At 70.0% G+C, this 21,125-nt stretch carries 13 protein-coding genes and 1 pseudogene; 7 read left to right on the top strand and 7 right to left on the bottom strand.

Annotated elements, in window-relative coordinates; genetic code table 11:
- Positions 1-25: 25 nt before the first annotated feature.
- A pseudogene (locus ACQPYD_RS11290) lies at positions 26-525 on the bottom strand (GNAT family N-acetyltransferase).
- A 154-nt stretch (positions 526-679) separates the two neighbouring features.
- Between ACQPYD_RS11290 and ACQPYD_RS11285 the strand changes: the two are divergent.
- The 5 genes from ACQPYD_RS11285 (at position 680) to ACQPYD_RS11265 (ending at position 4,893) form a co-directional block, all read left to right on the top strand.
- Positions 680-1,498: a metallophosphoesterase family protein gene (locus ACQPYD_RS11285; protein WP_433700938.1), complete on the top strand. Its 819-nt coding sequence runs from the start codon at positions 680-682 to the stop codon at positions 1,496-1,498.
- A 74-nt stretch (positions 1,499-1,572) separates the two neighbouring features.
- Positions 1,573-1,989, top strand: a complete 417-nt coding sequence (locus ACQPYD_RS11280; protein WP_433700937.1) for an SgcJ/EcaC family oxidoreductase — start codon at positions 1,573-1,575, stop codon at positions 1,987-1,989.
- Between the two features lie 308 nt (positions 1,990-2,297).
- Positions 2,298-2,720, top strand: a complete 423-nt coding sequence (locus ACQPYD_RS11275; RefSeq protein ID WP_433700936.1) for a hypothetical protein — start codon at positions 2,298-2,300, stop codon at positions 2,718-2,720.
- A gap of 223 nt (positions 2,721-2,943) precedes the next feature.
- Positions 2,944-3,258 (top strand): contact-dependent growth inhibition system immunity protein, encoded by a 315-nt coding sequence (locus tag ACQPYD_RS11270; protein WP_433700935.1) that lies wholly within the window; start codon positions 2,944-2,946, stop codon positions 3,256-3,258.
- Positions 3,259-3,594: 336 nt separating this feature from the next.
- Positions 3,595-4,893, top strand: coding sequence for a metallophosphoesterase (locus ACQPYD_RS11265; RefSeq protein WP_433700934.1), 1,299 nt, complete (start codon positions 3,595-3,597; stop codon positions 4,891-4,893).
- A gap of 79 nt (positions 4,894-4,972) precedes the next feature.
- Here ACQPYD_RS11265 and ACQPYD_RS11260 read toward each other — a convergent pair whose 3' ends face one another.
- Positions 4,973-5,119, bottom strand: a complete 147-nt coding sequence (locus tag ACQPYD_RS11260) for a hypothetical protein (protein ID WP_433700933.1) — start codon at positions 5,117-5,119, stop codon at positions 4,973-4,975.
- Between the two features lie 660 nt (positions 5,120-5,779).
- Between ACQPYD_RS11260 and ACQPYD_RS11255 the strand changes: the two genes are divergently transcribed.
- On the top strand, positions 5,780-6,961 hold the full coding sequence (locus tag ACQPYD_RS11255; RefSeq protein ID WP_433700932.1) for a hypothetical protein: 1,182 nt from the start codon (positions 5,780-5,782) through the stop codon (positions 6,959-6,961).
- Here ACQPYD_RS11255 and ACQPYD_RS11250 read toward each other — a convergent pair.
- From ACQPYD_RS11250 to ACQPYD_RS11240, 3 genes are all read right to left on the bottom strand, one after another.
- Entirely contained in the window at positions 6,910-7,530 is a 621-nt protein-coding gene (locus ACQPYD_RS11250; RefSeq protein WP_433700931.1) for a hypothetical protein, read from the bottom strand. The genes ACQPYD_RS11255 and ACQPYD_RS11250 overlap by 52 nt on opposite strands.
- Positions 7,531-7,748: 218 nt before the next feature.
- Positions 7,749-9,677 carry a caspase, EACC1-associated type gene (locus ACQPYD_RS11245; protein WP_433700930.1) on the bottom strand — a complete coding sequence of 643 codons (1,929 nt, stop codon included), beginning with the start codon at positions 9,675-9,677 and terminating at the stop codon, positions 7,749-7,751.
- Positions 9,674-10,063 (bottom strand): hypothetical protein, encoded by a 390-nt coding sequence (locus tag ACQPYD_RS11240; RefSeq protein WP_433700929.1) that lies wholly within the window; start codon positions 10,061-10,063, stop codon positions 9,674-9,676. Before ACQPYD_RS11240 ends, ACQPYD_RS11245 begins: the two co-directional genes overlap by 4 nt.
- Before the next feature lie 464 nt (positions 10,064-10,527).
- Here ACQPYD_RS11240 and ACQPYD_RS11235 point away from each other — a divergent pair, with 464 nt between their 5' ends.
- Positions 10,528-11,496, top strand: a complete 969-nt coding sequence (locus ACQPYD_RS11235) for an HNH endonuclease (protein ID WP_433700928.1) — start codon at positions 10,528-10,530, stop codon at positions 11,494-11,496.
- A 494-nt stretch (positions 11,497-11,990) separates the two neighbouring features.
- Here ACQPYD_RS11235 and ACQPYD_RS11230 read toward each other — a convergent pair whose 3' ends face one another.
- Entirely contained in the window at positions 11,991-14,417 is a 2,427-nt protein-coding gene (locus ACQPYD_RS11230; protein WP_433700927.1) for a UvrD-helicase domain-containing protein, read from the bottom strand.
- Complete coding sequence (locus ACQPYD_RS11225; protein ID WP_433700926.1) at positions 14,414-21,124, bottom strand: DEAD/DEAH box helicase; 6,711 nt, start codon at positions 21,122-21,124, stop codon at positions 14,414-14,416. Before ACQPYD_RS11225 ends, ACQPYD_RS11230 begins: the two co-directional genes overlap by 4 nt.
- Between the last annotated feature and the right edge of the window lies 1 nt (position 21,125).

Below are 21,125 nucleotides of genomic sequence, written 5' to 3'. Positions count from 1 at the left end.
CGCTACCGGGGCCGGAGGGCGCCGCTCAGCCCTGGGCGACCGCCTGCGAGGAGGGGGCCGCGGAGGTCTCCCGGTCCGGCAGCGCGAGCGCGTAGGTCAGCAGGTCGACCCCGGGCACCGGGGTCCAGTCTCGTTCGGGGGTGCGGACGAACCCGTGGGCCCGGTAGAGGGACTGCGCCGCGAGCATCGGGGGCTGCGTGGACAGGACCACCCGGGCCGCGCCCCGCTCCGCGGCCGACGCGATCACCGCGCGCACCAGGGCGCGGCCCACCCCCGCCCCTGGGCGTCGGGCGCCACCGCGAACGCCCGCACCTCCGCCTCCTCGGGCCCGCGCGCGATCTCGCTGGACTCCGACCACGGGACGAGCAGGATCGTGCCCACCACCCGCTCCCCCTCCACGGCCACGAGCACCTCGCCCCGGCCGTCGGCCCCCAGCGCACGGAGCGAGTCCGTGTAGGGGTCCCCCTCCTCCAGCAGCCCCAGGTCCCGGTACGCCGCGACCCGCAGTTCCCCGACCGCCGCCATCTCCTCCGGCAGCGCCTCACGCACGTTCATGGGAGCAGTCAAGCAGAGGCCGGGGACAGTCCTTTGCCCGGCCCGGGTCCGGGCCGCCCGCCCGAAAGCCCGCCCGGGTGTGTAGGGTGTCGCCGATCCACGACCACCGAAGGGGACGGTGACGATGAGCCTGGTCGCCATCAGTGACCTGCACGTCCGGCACGCCGACAACCGCGCCTTCACCGAGGCCCTGCGGCCCGCGTCCGACGACGACTGGCTCGTGGTCGCCGGCGACGTCGCCGAGACCGCGGACGACGTCCTGTGGGCCATGGAGCTGCTGAGCGAGCGCTTCTCCACGGTGGTGTGGACCCCCGGCAACCACGAGCTGTGGACCTCCCCGCGCGACCCGGTCCAGCTGCGAGGCGAGGCCCGCTACCTGCACCTCGTCGAGGCTCTGCGCGGCCTGGGCGTGCACACCCCCGAGGACCCCTACCCGGTGTGGCCGGGCCCCGACGGGCCGGTCGTCGTCGCCCCGCTGTTCGTGCTGTACGACTACACTTTCCGCCCCGAGGGCGCCCGCACCAAGGAGGAGGCGCTCGCCGTCGCCCACGCGTCCGGGGTCGTGTGCACCGACGAGTACCTGCTGCACCCCGACCCCCACCCGAGCCGCGACGAGTGGTGCCGCGCCCGGCTGGACTACACGCGCAAGCGCCTCGACGCCCTCGACCCCGAGACCCCCACCGTCCTGGTCAACCACTTCCCCCTGGTCCGCGAACCCACCCGCGTCCTGCACTACCCCGAGTTCGCCCAGTGGTGCGGCACCGAGGCCACCGCCGACTGGCACACGCGCTACCGCGCCCGCGCCGTCGTCTACGGCCACCTGCACATCCCGCGCACCATCGTCGTGGACGGCGTGCCCCACATCGAGGTCTCCCTCGGCTACCCGCGCGAGTGGGGGCCGCGCCCGAAGCCTCCGGAGGGGCCCCGGCCGATCCTGCCCTGAGGCGATTGAGGGCGGGGGCGAAGGTGGGACGGGCGCCTTGACATGAACATAAGTTGAGCTTCTAGGTTCGCCCCATGGACACCACGAGCACGGCCCTCCCCGACCGCGACACCGACGAGCGGCGCATCCGCGACCTCGTCGCCCGGGCGGACCTGGCCCAGAACGACCCCGTCGCACTCCCTGCCCTGCACACCTCCGACGTCGTGATCGTCAACTTCGGCGGGCGGCGGCTCTTCGGCCTGGAGGCCTTCGCCTCCGCCATGGCCGCAGCCCTCGCCACACCCCTCAAGGACGTCCGGACGGCCCTGCGGGTCGACGACATCCGCTTCGTCGCGCGCGACGTCGCCCACGTCAGCCTGACCAAGACCGTCTTTGACGGGCGCCCCGAGGCGGAGTCCTCCGCTCCCCGGGAAGGCGTCATGTCCTACCTCCTGGTCCGCGAGGGCGACGACTGGCGCATCTCCCTGGCGCAGACCACGCCGGTGCTCTGAGGGTTCGGTCGGGCGGGCCGGCCGGGAGCCGGAGGGCCTGGCCGGTGAACGGCGGACTGCCGAAGGTCCGAACGGACCACTCCACTCCTGGCGGAGAGGCTCGCGGCGAACCACCCACCACTCCCTTCGGGCCGAAGAACACACGGCTCTGACCGGTCAGGCCACCGGCTCCCCGCTCCTGGTCTGCGTCGAGATGAAATGCCGCCTCAGGGAAAAATTCCTATCATCGACCTCGACAAGGGAACCACCCAGGAGTTCGAGGCCTCACGCTCGAGGCAGACAACCGAAAACCGAGACGAGTAGCCGTGGTGAGCAACCAGCCGGACCCGGCCCATGCCATGTCTCGCGGAGAGTCATGGGAAGACCTTGGCCTGGAAAGATCCGGATCGAGGCCGAAGTTCGACCGTCTGACAGACACAGCCGTACTCTACGTTCCGATACACAAGGAAGGAGTCGCGATCGGCTACCTCTGGGCCTCGGTGGACGGGAAGGCAGCAAATTTCCTGAGCCTTCAGTCAGCCGACACAGAAGCAAGGAATGAGAAAAGTGTGTGGGTACGCCGACTCCTCCAGGCAAAAGGGGATGGCCTGACATCCATCGAAGCCCTCGAGAGATGGCTTGGAAATCCCCCGAGCGAGCAAGGGGGAAGAATACCTCCGGACAGCCACCCCCAAAAAGCCAAAAACCTCCAGGAACTCCAGGAACTCCAGGACACAGCAAACTCACAATGAGAAGCGGGCACGCGATCCACGACAGCCGGCCAAGCGACCCAGCATGCAGTCACGCTTCCATTGTCAAATAATGAAGGACTGACCGGAAACTTCTTGGTCAATCAAACTTCGGCCCGACACGCGCCACCGTGGGGATCGACCATGTTCCGAGATGAATCATCTTCCCCGAAAACCCCAGACCCCGCCACCACCTTTCCTCCCACCCCAAGCCGCCAGGACATCCATGGAAACCCCAGAAGAAAAATATAATAAACTCAGCTATCTCTTCAACTACTATCTACACCAAGACTGGACCATCGAAGGAGAGACCCTGTCCGAAGTATTCGAAAAGAATACAGTCCTCCAAAGCCTCTCAGGAGGAATAAAAAGAGAAGCAGAAGCCCTCTTGGCAGAAGAACACAAAAACCAACATCTGGATGACATATTCTTCGGCCGTTGGAGCGCTGGCTACGAACCCGAGGCGGACGGGCTCGATGACTGGCACCACGTCCTGAGGGAGATCGTCCGCTACTGCGACCGCTACACCGAAGTCGAATAACGCCTGTTCTCAGCATTTCGAGCTGATGCGCTCCGCCCCGAACGGTTTCCGACTTCGAAATACACAGGTCGCCCCACGGCTCGGGCCTGATGTACGCCCTGGTCGCGCCCGACCCGGCACTGCGCGTGCGTCTCGCCTCCGACGGAGCGTTGAACGAACGCCGGACACGGGCGGACGCCCGGGAAGCGACGCCGGTGATCGAGTTCCGTATGCCCGCCGCGACGGATTTCCGCCTCTCACCTGGGTAGGGGCCGGATACGACGCCCCTCCCCGGACCGACCCGTCGGCTCCCCGCCCCGCGGTCCCGGACCGCCGGAAGAAAGGACAGGTACCTCCATGCCCACCGCTCCACCCCGCCCCGCTCCGGGCCGCGTGTCGGCGGCCCTGTGCGGAACCCTTCTCGTGGCAGGGCTGTGCGCCTGTACCCCCCAGGCCACGGCCGAACAGCCCGTCGACCGCGTCCTCCTCTCCCCCACAGCCGATCCCGGCACCTCCCAGACGGTGACCTGGCACGCGTCCGGAGCGGAGGAGTCCTTCCTGGAGATCGGGCCCGACGACGGTTCGGAGGAGACCGTGCGGGTCGACGGCAGCCCGACCGGAGGCGACGAACCGGGCTCCACCTTCGCGGCCACGGCCACCGGCCTCGAACCGGACACCGCCTACCGCTACCGGATCGGCGCGATCGGCGCCGGTGAGGGTTCGGAGGAGGAGACCGGGGACTGGCGCGCCTTCACCACCGCGGCGGAGGGGGCTGAGCCCTTCAGCTTCCTGTACTTCGGCGACATCCAGAACGACATCACCGAGGACGCGGCCCCCGTCGTCCGGGCCGGGCTGGAGGCGGCGCCCGACGCCGAGCTGGCCGTGCACTCCGGGGACCTCATCGACGACGCCGACAGCACTTCCCAGTGGGACGAGTGGTTCGACGCCTTCGGGCAGGCGGCCGGGAGCATGAACCACGTGGCCGCCCCGGGCAACCACGAGTACGACGACGGCCTGAGCCGGCACTGGGGCCCGCAGTTCCCCGGCGCCGGCAACGGCCCCGACCGGGGCACGGACCTGGCCGAAACCGCTTACCACACCGACTACCAGGGGGTGCGGTTCGTGGTGCTCAACTCCAACTACCGTGAGGCCGCCCCGGAGGACCCCGAGCGGTGGCTGGACACGCAGCGGGACTGGCTGGACCGGGTGCTGGCCGACAACCCCCACCCGTGGACCGTGGTCACCTTCCACCACCCGGTCTTCTCCAGCGACCCCGAACGCGACAACGGGCCGCTGCGCGAGGCGTGGCTGCCGGTCCTGGAGGAGCACGACGTGGACCTGGTCCTGCAGGGCCACGACCACTCCTACACCCGGGGCGTCCTGGCCGAGGGCGAGGACGGCGGCTCCGGCGCGCACACCGGCCCGGTCTACGTGGTCTCGGTGGCCGGTCCCAAGACCTACGACGCCGGCGAGGACAACTGGACCGACAACGGCGCCCGGGTCCAGGTGCAGCGCGAGGACACCCAGACCTTCCAGCACGTCGCGGTGGACGGCGACACCCTGGAGTACCGGGCCCGCACCGCAGACGGCGAGACGGTGGACGCCTTCACCATCGTCAAGGACGGGGACGGCAAGCGCGTCACCGACGCCTCCTGAGCGGTGGGTGTCCTGGTGCGCCGCCCATCACCTCAGGGGTCCGATGGGCGACGTCCCGATCACGCCCGGGGCTCGGCGTTCAGGCGACGGCCACGGCAACCGCGAGCTGGGCGACCGCCGCGACACCGGACACGATGGTGGCGGCGGTGACGAGTGCGGGGAGCGACCTCTTCCAGCTGGCGAAGATCTTGGCACGGAGCTCTCCCCACCCACCGCTGCGCAGCATGAGTTTGGCCGTCTGCCACCGGTGCTGCTCGATATGACACCCCGGCAGCAGCCCGGGGAGTTGTTGCGGCACCGCGTCTTCTCCCCCCTGTTCCAGGCACCGCACGGCAGCGGCATCTGGAAGAAGACGTAGAGGACCGAGACCGCGGAGGCGATCACGATCCACATCGGCCCCACTTCCGGCAGGAACCAACCGAAAAGGGCGAAAACTATAACCGCCACGCCCCAGTAGCGAAGAGAACCACGAGATTTCGTCTTGGAAGCCATAACAGCAATCCTTGGCCAGTCGAACTGCACGGGACAAGGGACAGAAGACCTCCGACGGTGGCCGACACCGGCCTGGAGTTCGACACATGAATTCAATCGAAAAAGGGAAACCTCTCAAGTGCCGAATGTGAAATATATGAATTACATGGACAACCATGGATTTTTACTCTTCGCCAGGAGTTTCCTGAACCGATGACGGTTGCGCCCCCGGGACCACGGGAGGCGATCACGGAACCGGGCCCTGTTCCGCACCGACCACCACGCGCACACCTCCGGAGCAACAGCAGCCACAGCACTCTCACTTCGGTGGCCTCAACCGGTCACGCGGGGTTCCGGGGAACACCCGGCGGGCAGAGCACGGGCGAACGCCCACGCGGAACCACGAGGTGAAACGGTGCCCACCACCCCCGGGCCTCTCCCAGCCGTCGGCCACGCACCACCCGACCCCCTCGCCGCCGTGCGCGGCCGCGTCCTGCTCCATGTCAAGGACGTCCGACACGCGCCCCTGGGCCATGTCACGGCCGTCGCCGGAGGCGTGGTGTTCTCCGGCGGGAAAGCCCGCGAGAGGGCGAAGGAGTTCATCGCCGGGACAGCCCATGCGTGTCCGGTCGTTCTGGACCCGTCGGCCTACGAAAGCTCCTACGCGACCGCCGAGGAACCGTTCACCACAGAACCGCAGCACTATGTCGACACGCGCCGCACCGGCCTCGGAGCGACCCTGGAACAGTGGACCGCGGCCCCCGCCGACCTGGTTCTGTCGCCCACCAGGTACCTGCGGTGCGACGATGCGGGCGAGCGGGCACTGGCCGCGGCCGTCCGGCAGATGAACGGGACGGACGCGCCGACCGTGGTCTTCGCGGCGCCCGTCGACGCGGCGTGGCTCACCGAACGCCGCACGTACCTGATCGCCGCCCTCCGTAGCGTCCGTGCGCCCAAGGCACTGATCCTCGGGGCCCGGAACAACCCCTTGGAATCGAGGCGGCGGGCGAGTGCGCTCAGGGAGGTCCTCCGTGCCTGCCCGGACACCGCCCTGCTCCGGACCGACCTGGCCGCGCTGGAGGCGATGGCGTGCGGAGCGCCGTTCGCCTCCGTCGGCGACACCTCGTCGGTCCGCCACGCGGTGCCCCCGGGAACGGAGGGCGGCAGGCCCGGGACGGATTCGAGCCCTCACGTCATCCTGCCCGCCCTGATGGGCTACTTCCACGGCTCCACACTCGCCGAACGCCTGCGGAACCCCCGGCGGTGCCTGTGCACGCCCTGCGTCGAATGGGGAGAAGCGCGAAGCAACGGCGAGGCGGGCAGAGCGCTCAGCGACTTCCAGGACTCGTCCGACAGGAAGGCGGCACACGCCCACAACATGGCGCTCTGGTCACGGTGGTGGCGGGAGCTCGCGTCAGAGACCTCGCCCGGAGACGTCAGGTCGCGGTGGCAGGGGATGTGCCGGAGGGCTCTGAACGAGTACGAGTGGCACAACAGGGAGATCTCGCCCCGTGAGGACACGTTCGGTGCCTCCGCCGCCCTGCGCTACTGGGCCGACTCCGAGGACTGGGGGCCCAGTTCCTCCGCTGCCCGGTGAACGCGCTCGGCGAGGCGCCAGTGCAGTGCCGCAGCCGGCTCGGGGACCCCATGACGGGGACGGACCAGCACCCGCAGCCCGCTTCCGTGGCGCACGGCCAACCCCACCCCGTAGTAGTCCGCCTCCCAGCACGCCCGGTCGCGGTCCTCGCCGAGCGAGTCACACACAGCCATCCGGGGCGCGACCGCGCCGAGCGCACAGGCCCGGTCGAGGGCGTCGAGCCACTTCTCCCCCCGGGTGACGAGCAGGTCGAGCCGCACCGGCGTGTCCGCCAGGCGCAGGATCCACCCGTTCCTCCGTATCCGGGTCCAGGCGGGCAGCGCCGGGAGGATGGCCTGTTCGCGTTCACTGAGGGCGTCCACCGGCACCCACGAACCCAGGGGAAGCGCCTGGAGCACCTGGTAGACACCCAACCGTGAACCTAGGGCCCTGCCTCCGGAGCGGAGGCGGGCCTGTTCCGCCACGGGGCGGTGGACGGCCGTGAGCGGTACTCCGCGCACACTCAGGTCGACGGTTCGCGCGTCCTCGGACCCGACGAGCGCGCGCATGTGCCGGGGGTCGGGTTCCATCCCACCGATGGTGGCAGAGAACCCGGTTCCCCGCCCGCGGTTCTCCACAGGCCCGGCGGCCGGTCCCGCGCACGGTCGGGGACCGGGGTACTGGCCGAGGGCTCCTGGCTCCGCTCCGACCGGGAAACCGGCTCCCGAACCCTCACCGGCTCACGGCCCGTGCGACCTGCTCCGCCCGGTTCCGGACGGAAGGACCCGGTCGGCAAGGGGGGCGCCCGTCAGCGCCCCGCATCCGGAGGGGTCCGTACCACCACGGTGCCCGCCCAGCTGTCGTGCAGGGCCTGTCCGCGGGGGTTCCCCTGCGCGGCGAGCGACTCGAAGAAGACCACGAGCTGCCCCATGAACGGGATCGACTGCGGCAGACCGAACACCGCGGCCCTGCCCGCGGCCTGTCCCCGGCTCAGCCTTCCGCCATCGGCCGCGTCCACCACCCTGAGCCGCAGGAGCATCTTGCCGAAGGTCGCTCCCAGGTGCCGGAGGAAGATCCAGTCGTAGAAGAAGAGCAGCACACCCCACCCGAGGAAGAACAGGCCCAGGACGATGTTGGCCAGCGTGTCCATGGAACTGGTCGGAGCCGACAGGATCGACGCGACCACCAGCACGGCGAAGACCGCCATGACGGCGAAGAACAGCACCATCACGTAGTCGATGATCCGCGCCGCCAGGCGCTCACCGAAGCCGGCGGGCGGCCGAGCGGTGGGCGGGGCCTGTGAGCCCCGTGCTCCGGGGACGGGCGCCCGCGGTCCGGGGACCTCAGGGCCGACAGCCGTTCCGCTCGCGGATCGCTGCACAGGTGGAGGGCCATGGGACTCGGGTGGCGCCGGCGCGGCGGCCTGCACCCTGCTGCCCCCGGTCGGTCGCGGTGCCGACGACGGGACGGGCTCCGCGGACACTGGAGCGGGCACCACTTCCACGCGGACGGACACCGAGGCGTCCCCGGCCCTGCCCTCGAGCACGAGAGGGCCCTCCAGCCTGCCTGCCCGCGCCGTGTCGACGGACACGTCCAGTCCGTCCGTTACCTCCACCACGTGGATCCAGGGCTCCCTCGGATGCGGAACGCACTCGTGTGCCAGCGCTGGACCGAGGAGCTGAACCCTGCGGTGCGGCGCGGGCGAGTCCTGGACCACCCGGCCGAAGTCCAGCACCCTTGGTGAGGGGCGTACCGCCACCTCGTCCAGGGCGTGGGAGGCCTCGTCCGCGATCGACCGGATGTCGTTGAGCACCAGCCCGTGGAGTGCCTGGCACGCCACCTCGGCGACCTCCCGGTCCGGGCTCTGCAGACGGTCGCGGAGCTCGGGTACCGCTCCGCGCCGGGTGAAGACGTCAGGGCTCGCCACCGCGGACCTCAACGCCTGCGGCAGGCCTTCCGTGTCGGTCCTGCGCCGTTTGCTGTGGGCCAGGTAGACGTCGCCCTGCAGGTGGAAGCTACGGCTGGGCGTCTGGTGCGGATTCTCCCTGCGGACCTGGTCGTAGACGTAGTCGTACAGCTCGTTGATCGACACACGTCCGTCGGCGTCCAGGTCCGCCTCACCCGAGGCCAGCCCGACGGCGAGCGCCCGGGTGAACACCGAGGCCCGCACCTGCCGGTCGTCGGCCAACTCTGTGCCCTCGAAGGAGTACTCCATGGCGCTGGAAGCAGTGATCACCGCCCACCCGCGCCCACTGTCGAATGCTTCTGCGGAGAAGGAGTCGAACACGTTCGCGTTGCCGGACGCGCGGGTGCCCATACCCGTCATGAACGCTCCGCCGTAGCAGCAGTCGAGGAAGAGCACGACGTTGCGCGCCCTTCCCTCGTTCATGCTCCTGCGCACGAAGTCGGCCGAGACCGCGGTCGAGGACAGCCTCCGGGGAACGGTGTCGGCGGCGGCGAAGAAGAGTTCTCCTGAGTCGTTCTTCAGCCCGTGGCACGAGAAGTGCAGGAGCAGGGAGTCGTTCCTGCTCCGGTCGGAGAAGAAGTCGTCCACGCGCCTGCTCAGCACGTGCGCCGGCTCGTTGCGCAGGACCTCGACCTCGAACCCGCCGACCTCCGGATCCCGCAGTACGTCGGCCAGGGCGACCGCGTCCTGACCCGGCGACTTCAGGCGTTCCAGACCGTCGTCCTGGTAGGTGTCGGTGGCGACGATCAGGGCGTTCCGGATGCCGTTCATGATCCGGCTCCGTCGGACGAGTGGCGGTCGGCGAAGAGCTTGAACGACCGTGCGGCCTGATCCGGGGTGGCTTCGGAGATCTCCAGGACGTCCCCGTCGATCACCAGCCGGATGGCCGGGCGTTCGCGGCAGCGGGCCCGCCAGTTCCTGACGGCGTCGACGACCGCTCGCAGGGCGGTGGCGGACTGGCCCATGGTGACCAGCAGAGCTCCGGTCTCCGCCACACTCCAAGCGCGTGTTCCGGGTGGCGCCTCTCCCCCTCGCGCCGGTGCGACGTCGTCCACGTCGAGCTGGAGCAGTTCGCGTCTGAGCTGGCGTGTCATCTCGTCCACACGGTCGGGGGGTGACCCCTCTTCCGTGACCAGGACCCGCAATAACGTGTCCACCGGACCACACCTCCCCCGGCACGGAGTTCGGCACCCCATGCACGAAAGTACGCTTCGTACCAGTTTGCTCCTTTTATTACTCAATGTGAATTGAACATCCATGGTGCGGGCGATACCGACACCTGCCACGGCAGCAGGGGCCCCTGCCCCGTGGAACGACTGCCCCGCCGTGACGCCGACATCTAAGCGGGCCCCGACCACCAGCGCGCGACGATCGGCGGCACACCGCCCACGTGACCGTCGAGCCGGCGACCGAACCCCAACCCTTGACCCTCTCGCCGACTCCAGGCTGAGCACCACCGCTGAGCACGACGATCTTTCCCGGTCTGCGGACTTGGCCAGATGTGGACACACGCGAGCGCACCCACCTCCTCCAGGGCCTTCACACACGCGCCTTCGCCACGAGACGCGGCAACCCCGCTCACCGGCGCACGCTGGTGCATACCTGCTCCACAATGTCGGACATGAAGGCTTTTGTCGGAGTCACTGACAAGTCCTGGGCCGATTTCCTCGCCCAGCGCCCCCACCTGGAGGAGATCAACTTCTGGCGCCCCTCAGGAAAGAGTTTCAAAGCGCTCTCCCCCGGTGACCTGTTCCTGTTCAAGACCCACAAGCCGCACGACCGGATCGTGGGCGGCGCCCTCCTCAGCGGGTTCGCGCTCGTCCCCCTGTCCGAGGCATGGGCGGCCTTCGGCGAAGGCAACGGCAGGAGCAGCCTGTCCGCGGTGCGCGAGGCGATCAACGTGTACCGAGCGAAAAACAAGATGCCACCCATCCTCCCCGGGGAAGACCCGCTCATCGGCTGCATCATGCTGCGCGCCCCGGTGTTCCTGCCCGAGGACGAGACCTTCGGCCCTCCCCCGGACTGGTCCTACGGTCTCGTTCAGGGAAAGACCTACAAGGACATCACCAGCTCCGAGCACACCGACTACTTCGCCCCCATCGTCGACCGTGTTCTCGCGCGGAGCCCTGCGGAGACCCTCGTCGACGACGAGACCACCGTGACGACCACCTGGGAACACCACGGCCCCATGTTCGGCGAGGCCCGTCCCACCCGCCGTCGCATGGGCCAGGGAGCGTTCAAGCTGGCGTTGTTGGACGCCTATGAAGGCCAGTGCGCCGTCTCCGGCCGACGCGTACGTCCAGTGCTGGAGGCCGCTCACATCCACCCGGTCTCCCAGGGAGGACTGCACCGGCTCGACAACGGAATGCTCCTGAGATCTGATGTGCACACCCTCTTCGACCTGGGGTACATCGGCATCAGCCCGAAGATGCAAGTGCGAGTGAGTCCCCGCCTGCACAAGGACTTTCCGGACACCGAGGAGTACGCGGAGCTGGCAGACAAGGCCGTCTTCCTTCCCAGGGAAAAGACGGACCGCCCCGCCCCTGGCGCCCTTGCCTGGCACCTGGACAAGGTCTTCAAAGCAGCCTGATACGCAGAGTCCACCGCGACCTCTGCTCCCCTCGCCGATCTTGTGGACCGCCGCGGCAGAACCACCAGCCGGCAGCCACCCCGTGAGAAGGAACGCCGTTGGTTCCGGCCGCTCTGGTCCGCACCTGTACAACCTCGGTCAGAAACCCGGGAGCACCTCATGGCCGTGGCCGGACGGGTCTGTGGAGATGTATCTGCGGGTGCTCGGCCAGTGGCCGGTGCCCCGTACGGCGTCGGCGCGCGGTTCGCCGATGCCCACGGCGACCCGTGGTGGTCACCGCTGACCGGGCGCGCTCCTCCTCATGATCGGTACCGGCCGAGGTGGCACCACGATGGGTGGAGCACTGACACACGGTCGGCTGTTCGGGAGCGGTCGACCTTCGCCCGGTCCGGGGAAGGTACGCGCCAGCGCGGGGAACGAGGTGTCCGGCCCCGCACAAGCCCGACGGGACCCGCCTCCGTCACGAAGTCGGGTCCCGTCCGCGTCAGATCGTCCTACAGCAGCGCGTTCGGGGGCTTGAACAGACCGTCGCCCAGGTTCACTTCCTCTGCCTCTGCCCCCTTCTCCCTCGCCGGTTCGGCGGACGCGGCTGCCAGAGCGGTGGCGTTCGGGGGCAGGAACCTGCTGGGCTCGCCGTGCCAGGACACCAGCAGCGAGTCCCTCGCCCGGGTGGCGGCCACGAAAAGCAGGGACCGGGCCATCTGGAGCTCGCGGCGGTACCGGGCCGGGTCACTGTCCTTGTGGCGGTCCACACTGGAGTGGGGTACCAGGCCGTCGGTCATGCCGGCGACCATCATGTGCTGGTACTCCAGTCCCTTGTACCGGTGCAGGGTGCCCACGTGCACGGACTCCTCGTGGCCGGCGGGCGGCCCTTCGGGGCGCAGGGACGCGGCGCTGATCCCCGCCCTGACGAGTCCGCGCTCGACTTCGCCGACCATGTCGCGATGGGGCACCGCTACCGCGATGGACGCGAACTTCCCCTCGGTCTGCGCCTGCTCCCTGATCGCTCCGATCCGCGCCACCAGGTCGTCGATCTCGGCCTCCCACGTGCCGGCCCCGTGGAAGGACGGCCGCGGCCCTCGCAGGACCGAGCGGTAGCCCCGGAGGGTGTCTGTGCCCTCGTCGAGGTCGTCCCAGGTCTCCTCACCCAGCAGTCCCAGGGCGGAACCAAGGATCTCGCGGGTGGTGCGGTAGCTGAGGGTCAGCCGCGCGGAGCGCCCGACGATGTTGATGCCCAGGCTGCTCAGGGACACCTGGTTGCCGTAGATACGCTGGTGGGTGTCACCGACCAGGAAGATGTCGTTCTCCGTGTGGTCCACCATCGCACGCAGGAGCGTCCAGTGCGCCGGGTTGAGGTCCTGTGCCTCGTCCACCACCACGTGCTTGTAACGGAACCGCAGGTTGGCGTGGGACTGGTCCTGGTGGTGCAGCATCTGCCCACCGGCCCTGGCCTCGCGTTCGCGGTTGGCGGCGATCTTGGCGGCCCGGTCGCCCTCCACCCGGGCGGCGGCCTCCGCGATCTGGCGGAAGGTCCACACGCCCCTTTCCTCCAGGCGCATGGTGAACCGCTCCACCAGTTGCCAGATCTCGGCCCGCTGGGCACGGCTCACCCGCTGTCCGCGACCGGCGCGGCGTGCCCGGAAGTACTCGGCCCGGGTTCGCACGCTCTGGCCGAGGATCACCTGGCTCCACTCGGCGTTGAGGAAGTCGGCGTCCCAGTTCTGCTCGCCGAGTTCGGTGAGCATGTCCTGCCACTCCCGCGCGGCCTGATGGTCGTTGATGGAGCGTCGGCGCTGGCGGCCCTGGTCGCTCTCGCTGACGATGCGGGAGGCGAGCTGATCGATGTTGACGACGTCGACCCGGTCCAAGAGCTGCGGCCCGCCGAGGTCGAGCAGGCGGTGGCGCAGGTCCGCGGCGAGGTTCTTGTTGAAGGTGGTGAGCAGCACAGGTTTGGTGTAGCCGGGGCCCAGCTGTTCCACCAGGTGTTTCACCCGGTGCAGGGCGACGATGGTCTTGCCGGTCCCGGGACCGCCGCTGACGCGGGCCGGACCCTTGTAATCGCGCTTGACGAGCTTGTGCTGGGTGGGGTGCAGGAACACCTTCCACGCGGCGAAGTCGTCTTCGAGAACCTGCCGGAGATCGGTGTCGGAGGTGGTGACACGCGTGGCCGGGCGCGCGAAGGCGGCGGAGTAGTCGGTGGTGTCGACGGGTTCGGGGGCCGCGACCGGTCGGGTGACCTCCTCCATGACCTCGTCGAAACCGCGCCCGTCGGCGAGGGCGAGCAGAACCTCCTCGGTGTGCCGAGGCGCGTACTCGACCAGGCCCAGGAGCCTGCTCTCGGTCGTGATGCTGAGGGCGAGTGAGACGAGCCCCTCGGCCACACCGAGTTCGCGCAGCTGTTCCTGGGTGTAATCGGCAAGGAGCGGACGGGGCGTCGGCCCACCGGTCTCCTCGGGTTCATCTCCGGGCTCCGGGACGGAATCGACCTCGGCACCGGTTGCCGGGGCGGGCTCGGCCTCGGGAACGACCTCCGTGTCGGGTGCCTGGGCCGGGGCGGCGGGATCGGCTGCGGTGGCCTCCTCCGAGGCCACCACGTCGAAGATCTCCAGGGCGCCGGTCACCTGGTTGATGTCGAAGCGGTACCGCTCCAGGTGCTCGTAGACCTGCCCGCGCGGACGGAGGGCGACCAGGATGTAGTCCTGGTTGCCGACATGGAAGAGGATCGCGCGGTACTCCCCCACCCTGGCGGAGAACAGGCGCTCACCCTTGAGCTGCTTGAACCCGTTGGTGGGGTTGGCGGGGTTCTCCCGGAACTTGTACTGGAAGTCGTACAGCGCCCCCTTGACGTTGCGGGGGAGCTTGCGGATCTCCTTGTCGGCCTTGTCCAGCAGCCGCAGCGTGGCCTTGTCCTGCACGCTCATCCCTTCGCGATCGTCGTGTCGTCGTCACCGGCGGCGGAACCGTGCCCGCCGGTCGCACCGCTGTCCGCGCCCAGTATCCGCAGCAGTTCGGACACTTCCCACTGGTCGGCCTCCCGCACATGCCAGCCCGCTTCGGCGTAGGCGGCCTCGCCGCGTGCCTTGTCGTCGGCGTTGCCCATGAGTTCCTCGGACAGCACCACGGCCACCTTGCGGGCGGGCCAGGCGAGTTCGGCGGGCCACATGCCCTTGCCCAGCTCGTATCCGACCTCGGGGGCGGGGGCGCCGCGCTGCCGGAGTCCCTCGGCCAGGCTCTCCAGTCCGGGCTCGTCCGGGTCCATCAGTTCACGTACCCGGACCCACGCGGGGTCGACTGTGACGTCCATCGTGTGTTCAACGGGAGCGGGTTTGGTTGGCTGCTCGACAGCAGCGGCCCCCGTACCCGTCGTCGCGCCTGGCCCCGAGCCGTCGGCAGCGGTGGTGGTGAGCAGGGTGACCAGGCCCCGCTCCAGGTCGCTGGTGAGTACCCGAGTGCTGGCCAGTGTGTCGCCGAAGAGCGCCTCCACCGCCGCCGGGTCCATCGGCTGGAGCGCAAGGGTGTCGTCGAGGCCGTCGCCGCCGACGGCGGACAGTACGGTCGCGTCCAGCGCGCCCAGGGCGCTGAGCGCGAACTGGCCGCCGTCGCCGCCCTCGTGCGTGAGGAACTGGAGCAGGTTGCCCCAGTACAGCCAGGCCTTCCACCGGCGCTTGTGGTCGTCGCCGCCACCTGCCAGGGTCTCCTTGCGGTCATCGAGAACCGTGAAGGCGCTGAACGTGCGCTCGGCCTGGTTGGCGACGAGTACCAGTCGGCATCCGGCGTCGTCGGCGCCGCGGATCAGGACACAGCCCGCACCACCGACCGGTCCGGGCAGCCGGTCGCCGCGCAGGGCAGGGGTGATGTGCGGTGCGAGTTCGACGGCTCCGCCGCCGGTCTTCTCGGCCCCGGCCGTCCGCATGATTCCTGTGACGGCAGCCTGCGACCGCTGGGCCCAGCGCTTCGGATCGGGATCGCCGAGGTAGGCGAACAGGGTCTCGGCTGGGCTGTTCCAGACCGTCGCGTCGAGCTCCTTCGGGTCACCGCCCTGCTTCCCGTAGGACTTTTGGGCTTGCATACGCCCGTTGGGCCCGTAGGGCAGCCAGGCGGGGTGCGGGACCTTCTTGCCGTCCAGGTGGTCGAGGTCGTCCCAGTTGACCTGGAAGACGGTGATGCCGTGAGCGCGCAGCCGGGCGCGCTTGTCGGCGTCGTCGGCGATCCGGTTGTGCTGGGACGAGGCGTGGTAGGAGTAGCCGTCCAGGTAGAGGGCGACCTGGTCTCGGCTGGTGTCCATCCGACGGAAGACCACGTCGGGGCGGGTGCCCTTGATGGTGTTCTGGAACAGCACCTCCCAGCTGATGACCTTCTCGTCGCCGCCGATGAGGCGCAGGACGGCGCTGCGTCGGCCGTTGACCTTGCCGCCCAGCTCGAACGAGCGGCCGGAGTCGGGGGTCTTCGCCCAGCGCTGGAGAGCCTGGAGGAAGCGGGCCTCCAGTTCGCTCTCGACCTGGTTCCACAGGGAGATGTCATCGGTACGGGCGATGCTGTCGGTCGCCCAGTCGTCCAACAGGTCCGCGAGCATCTCCTCGGCCAGCGCGCGGTCGGCGTGCGGGAACTCGCGGTCGCTGACGTGGGCGAGCAGGCACCGGTGGCAGGCCGCCCGGCCCTCGTCGCCCTGGCAGCGGCAGTGCGCGACGACCTCGCGGGCGGCGGTGAGGATCTCCCGGATGCCTTCGGCGCCGGCACGGGGGTTCAGGTAGCCGCTACCGCCGGGCAGGGTGTCGTGGATGACCAGGTAGCGGCGCTGGTGGCCGGTCTCGTGGTCGGGCATGGCGGCGACGGTGGCGGCCAGGTGGTCCAGGGCCCCGCCGTAGACGCGGGCGAGCCCGGCCATGAGCGCGGCCTTGAAACTGATGATGCGCTCGGCGGTGTGCACGGTGGCCACCGGCAGCAGGATGCGCAGGGCCTCGGTGCGCAGTGAGTGCGCGAGCACGATCTTCTCGTGCTCCACCTGGTCGCCGCGGCGCTGCGGGCACCAGGGCCGGTGGTAGCCGGGACGCGAGTCGTAGGAGCTGCCGAGAACGTCGCTGACAGCATTGGTGGGTTCGTCGAGGGTGGCGCCGCCGCAGGCCCTGCACACCTGGAACGGGGTGGGGGTGACCTCGTTCCCGGCGAAGGTGACGGTGGCGGGCCGGTTCATCCGCAGGGCGCCGAGGTTGAACCGGCGGATGACCGCTTCCCGGGTGAACTCCACGCCGAACACGCGGCCGGTGTGGCGCCAGGCGCCGGGGGCGATGGCCTCCTCGGGGATGTCCACGGCGGTGGCGGTCTCGTAGAAGACGCGCTGGCGTTCGTCGTGCTCGTCCCGGATGAGAGCGTCGTCGCGGCGGTCGCGCGCATATACCCGGGTGGGTTCCAGGACCCGGTACAGGCTGCCGCGGTCGGCGATGACAGCGCTGGAGCACCGGGGGCAGGGCGAGGTGTCCGTGGCGGCGTCGTGGGTGCGCACGTATCCGCAGGCGGGACAGACCCGCCAGTCCCGCCAGGCGGGCCGGTTCATCGAGCCGATGTCGAGGCCGTCGACGGTGTGCCGGTAGCCGCGCACGTAGTAGTGGTTGCCGGGGGCGAGCTCGGTGAGGGCCCGGGCGGTGGGGCGCTTGTACTCGCGGACCTCGCTGCGGAACTCGCGGTCGCCCTCGGCGTTGCGCTCCTCCCAGGTGAGGGTGGCCTCCAGCTCGGTGGCGCTGTCCACCAGGGAGTAGTTGGGCAGCACACCGAGGTCGACCAGGGCGCCGTGGGCACTGGTGCGGCCGATCTCGCCGATGCGCCTGCGCACGGCGTTGCGTTCGGCCTGGAGTGCGCGTTTGCGGCGTTTCTGCTCGGGGTCGGACTCGATGAGGGCATCGATGGAGCGGCCGACGGTCTCCACCCGCTCGCGCAGGTCGGCCAGGCGGGCCGCCCAGACCTCCTCGGCCCGGGTGACGGTCTCCTTGAGGCCGACGGTGGCGTAGTGGCGCAGCTGCCCCGCGGCGATGTCGTCCACGTCCTGTCCGGCCCCGGTGAACAGGTCGAGGAAGCCGGAGACGAGGCGGTCGCCGTGGGCGAGAGCGCTCTCGGTGAACCCGGAGAGCCAGCCGAGCTCGCCGAAGAGGTCGGCGGCGCGGCCGGGCAGCGCGGGCACCCCGGGCAGGTCGCCGCGGGCGGCGAGGTCGAGCAGGTGCGCGGCGTACTGGCGGCGCAGGATCTCCACCGCGGAGGGGAAGCTGCCTGGCGGGGCGATCTGCCCCGCGATCATGTCGAGCGGCTCCTCCAGGTAGTAGCGCTCGCGGGCGCGGCGGCCGACCAGGGTGAGCAGGAAGGCGTTGCCGGAGCGGCGTCCGGCGCGGCCGGCGCGCTGCACGTAGTTGGCCGGACCGGTGGGCAGGGAGCCCAGGACCACGGCGTCCAGCTGGCCGATGTCGATGCCGAGTTCGAGGGTGGGGGTGGCGGAGAGGACGTTGGGGTCGGTGTAGCGGCTGCCGCGTTTGAACGACTCCTCGACCCGTTCGCGCTGAGCGCGGGTGAGCTGGCCGGTGTGCTCGGCGGTGGTGATCCGGAAGGGCTGGGCCTCCCGGTAGAGGCGCCGGTAGTAGTCGTGGCGGAAGCGGCGGTCCTCGTCCACGTCGAGGCGGCCGGTGCACCGGTAGCGGGGACAGGCCACGGCGGCCCAGTCGGCGGACTGGTCGGGGTGGACGCTCTGCCGCCAGTTGCACACGTGGCAGCGCAACCCGCCGGTGGCCACCTGTTCGTCGTCCAGGAGCTGGACCTGGACGTGCCCGGGTGTGAGGCCGTACACGTTGACGCCCGCGTCGGTTCCGGTGCGGGTGAGCACGCCTTCCTCGTGGAGAAGTTCCAGGAGGCGGCGCAGGTAGCGGGGCGCGGCGTCGGGCGGGAGCTTCAGGCAGCGCGTGGTCCAGTCCTGGTACCAGGTGCCGCGCCCGGCGACCGAGTCGAACTCGCTGCGTTCCTTGCGGTCGTCGGTGAGGAAGCGCGGGGCGGGCAGGCCTCGGGGGAAGGCGGGCATGCCGTCGGGGCGCTTGCCCCAGATGGTGCCGAAGCGTTTGACCCCGACGTTCTTGATCCAGGGTTCGAGCCACTCGTGACTGATTCCACCCCGCGTGCGCAGGCGTTCGAGGAGCCCGCGCACGTAGCCGCGGAAGACTGCCGGGGAGGGGCGTCCCTCGATCTGCTCTCCGCTGTGCTGGAGCAGGTCTGCGGCGAGGGCGGCGATCCGCTCTGGTTCGTCCAGCCGGACCCGGGCGGCGGCGGTCCGGGTGAGTTCGAGGGTACGGCCCTGCCGGGAGCGCAGCCCGAACTCCAGCACGGAGGTGAAGGCCAGCCGCTCCCCCACCAGATCCCACTCACGGGTGCCGCCGGCGCTCTCCCCCGCGAGAAGGCGGTCCATGCCGGGCAGGTCGTGCATGTCCGGGGGGACCACGCAGGCCAGGTAGGCGGGGTCCTCGGCACGGGCGACGGTGTCGGCGATGAGGTCGTTGAGGTCCAGCGGTGCGCCGCCGGTCTCCTCGTGGTGTTCGCGCAACCGGGCGGCGAGCAGGGCGCGGGCGGAGAAGGTGTAGGAGCGGTTGGAGATGAACCCGGCCCGGTGGGCGGCGTCCTGTACCGAGTCGCTGAACATCAGCGTCTTGGGAGTCTGGCCGTCATGCGCGAGCTGGCCGCCGGTGAAGAGCTCGGTGACGGAGACCGAGGCGAGCGCGGCCAGACCCGAACCGAGGAAACGGGTGCCCTGGTCGGCCGCGCAGGCCGGGCAGCGGTCGTTCTCAGCCGCCCGGAACGCGTCCTTGGTGTGCGCGATGTCGGCGAGCACGAACACGCCGTCGAGCTGACCGGCCTCGTGCTTGGCGAGGTCGGTGGCGAGGTCCACCGGACGCACGTGGTTGCCGGAGGAGCGCAGCACCAAGGTGGCGGCGGGGTTCTCCTTGGCCTCGGCGCGGCTGGCCCGGATGAGGGGGCGGACGAACTTCTTGCCGGCGATCGCGCCCCGGTACACCTTGTCCGGCTCGGTGACCAGGTCGGCCGGGGCGGACTCCTGCGAGATCCCGGCCCATCCCGAGCGGCCGCAGTGGCGGCAGTACACGGCGGGCAGGCTGACCCGGCCCAGGTCGGAGGTGGTGGTCTCGGAGCCGAGGGCGGGCAGGGTCTCGCCGTGCCAGGCAAAGGAGGGCTTGTCGGCGACCGCGCGCAGCAGCCGGGAGACCGAGCGGACCCACAGGTGGGTCTCGATGGTCACCAGGGGACGGTCCCTCTCCCCCTCGGGGGTGTCCGGGTGGCGGGCGATGGAGAGCAGCGCGATATAGCGGGCCAGGGCCTCGGCGGTGAGTTCGGGGGTGCTGCTCAGCGCGCGGCCCCAGGCGTAGGCTCCGCGTTCAGGGAGCTGGTCCAGGACCCGGGCCATGGGGGCGACGGTGCCGTCGAGGGTGCTCAGGACGGCCTTGGTGAGGATGTGCTTGCGCAGGACCGCACCGAGCTCGCGCGGGCTGAGGTCGTCGCGGCCGGTGAACTCGGCCATGATCCGCCCCATGGCGGTGGGGTCGCCGTGCGGGTCGTGGATGGTGGCGACCTTGACCGGGTCGGGCACCGGGAGCGCGTATTCGAGCTTGTCCATGAACTCGTCGATGGCCAGGCGATCCTCGCCCACGACGGAGTCCGGACCGAACTCGGTACCGAAGACGGTGGAGGCGACCGCGCGGATCCGCGCGGTGGGGTCGTGGTCCTTGGCGGCAGGGGTGCCGGATGAGCCGGGGCCGCCTGAACCATCGGGCCCGTCCTGGCCGAGGGTGGCGCTGGTGGCCACCGGGCAGATGCCACCGAGCGGGTACCCCGGGCGAGAGTTGCCGGTGGCGGCGGCCAGGCGGCGCAGCAGCATGGCGACGTCGGTGCCCTGCGCGCCGTCGTAGGTGTGGAACTCGTCCACGACCACGTAGGTGAGGGCGGAGTCCTTCCACAGGGGCAGGTCCTGCTCGCGCTGGAGGAGCAGGTCGAGCATCTTGTAGTTGGTGATGAGGATGTCGGGCCGCTGGCGCCGGATCTGCGCGCGGGCGGTGCTCACACGCGGGTACCCGGTCTCCGGGGTGTCGCCGATGTAGAGGCCGGCGGTGACCTGGGACAGGGCCGGGTCGAGCAGGAGTTCGTTGAGCCGCTGCGCCTGATCGGTGGCGAGCGCGTTCATCGGATAGAGAAGGACGGCCTTGATGCCGTTGTTGCCGTTGGCGCGCTCACGGCGGCAGTGGTCCAGGAGGGGGACCAGGAAGGATTCGGTCTTACCGGAGCCGGTGCCCGTGGTGATGAGGGTGGGCTCGGCGGGGCCGTTCAGCGTGGATAGACGCTCCCAGGCCCGGGCTTGGTGCAGGAAGGGCGTGAACCCGGGCGGGTGCCATTCCAGATGGCTGCGCCAGGCGTCGTCCGAGGTGCGGAAGGGCGTGCGCACACGGAGGTAGGGCCCCCGGAAGATGCCCTGGGCAGGGTCGTTGAAGAAGGCTTCCAGGCCTTCGCGCACCGGTTCGTCAGCAAGCGCGAAGGTGGTGGCGAGGTACTGGGTGATGTTTCGCTTGACCTCGGCAGCGGCGAGCGTGGGCTGCATG

This window comes from Nocardiopsis sp. CA-288880, assembly GCF_050955985.1.
Lineage (GTDB): Bacteria > Actinomycetota > Actinomycetes > Streptosporangiales > Streptosporangiaceae > Nocardiopsis > Nocardiopsis tropica.
This window is presented reverse-complemented; position numbering and strand designations above follow the sequence as displayed.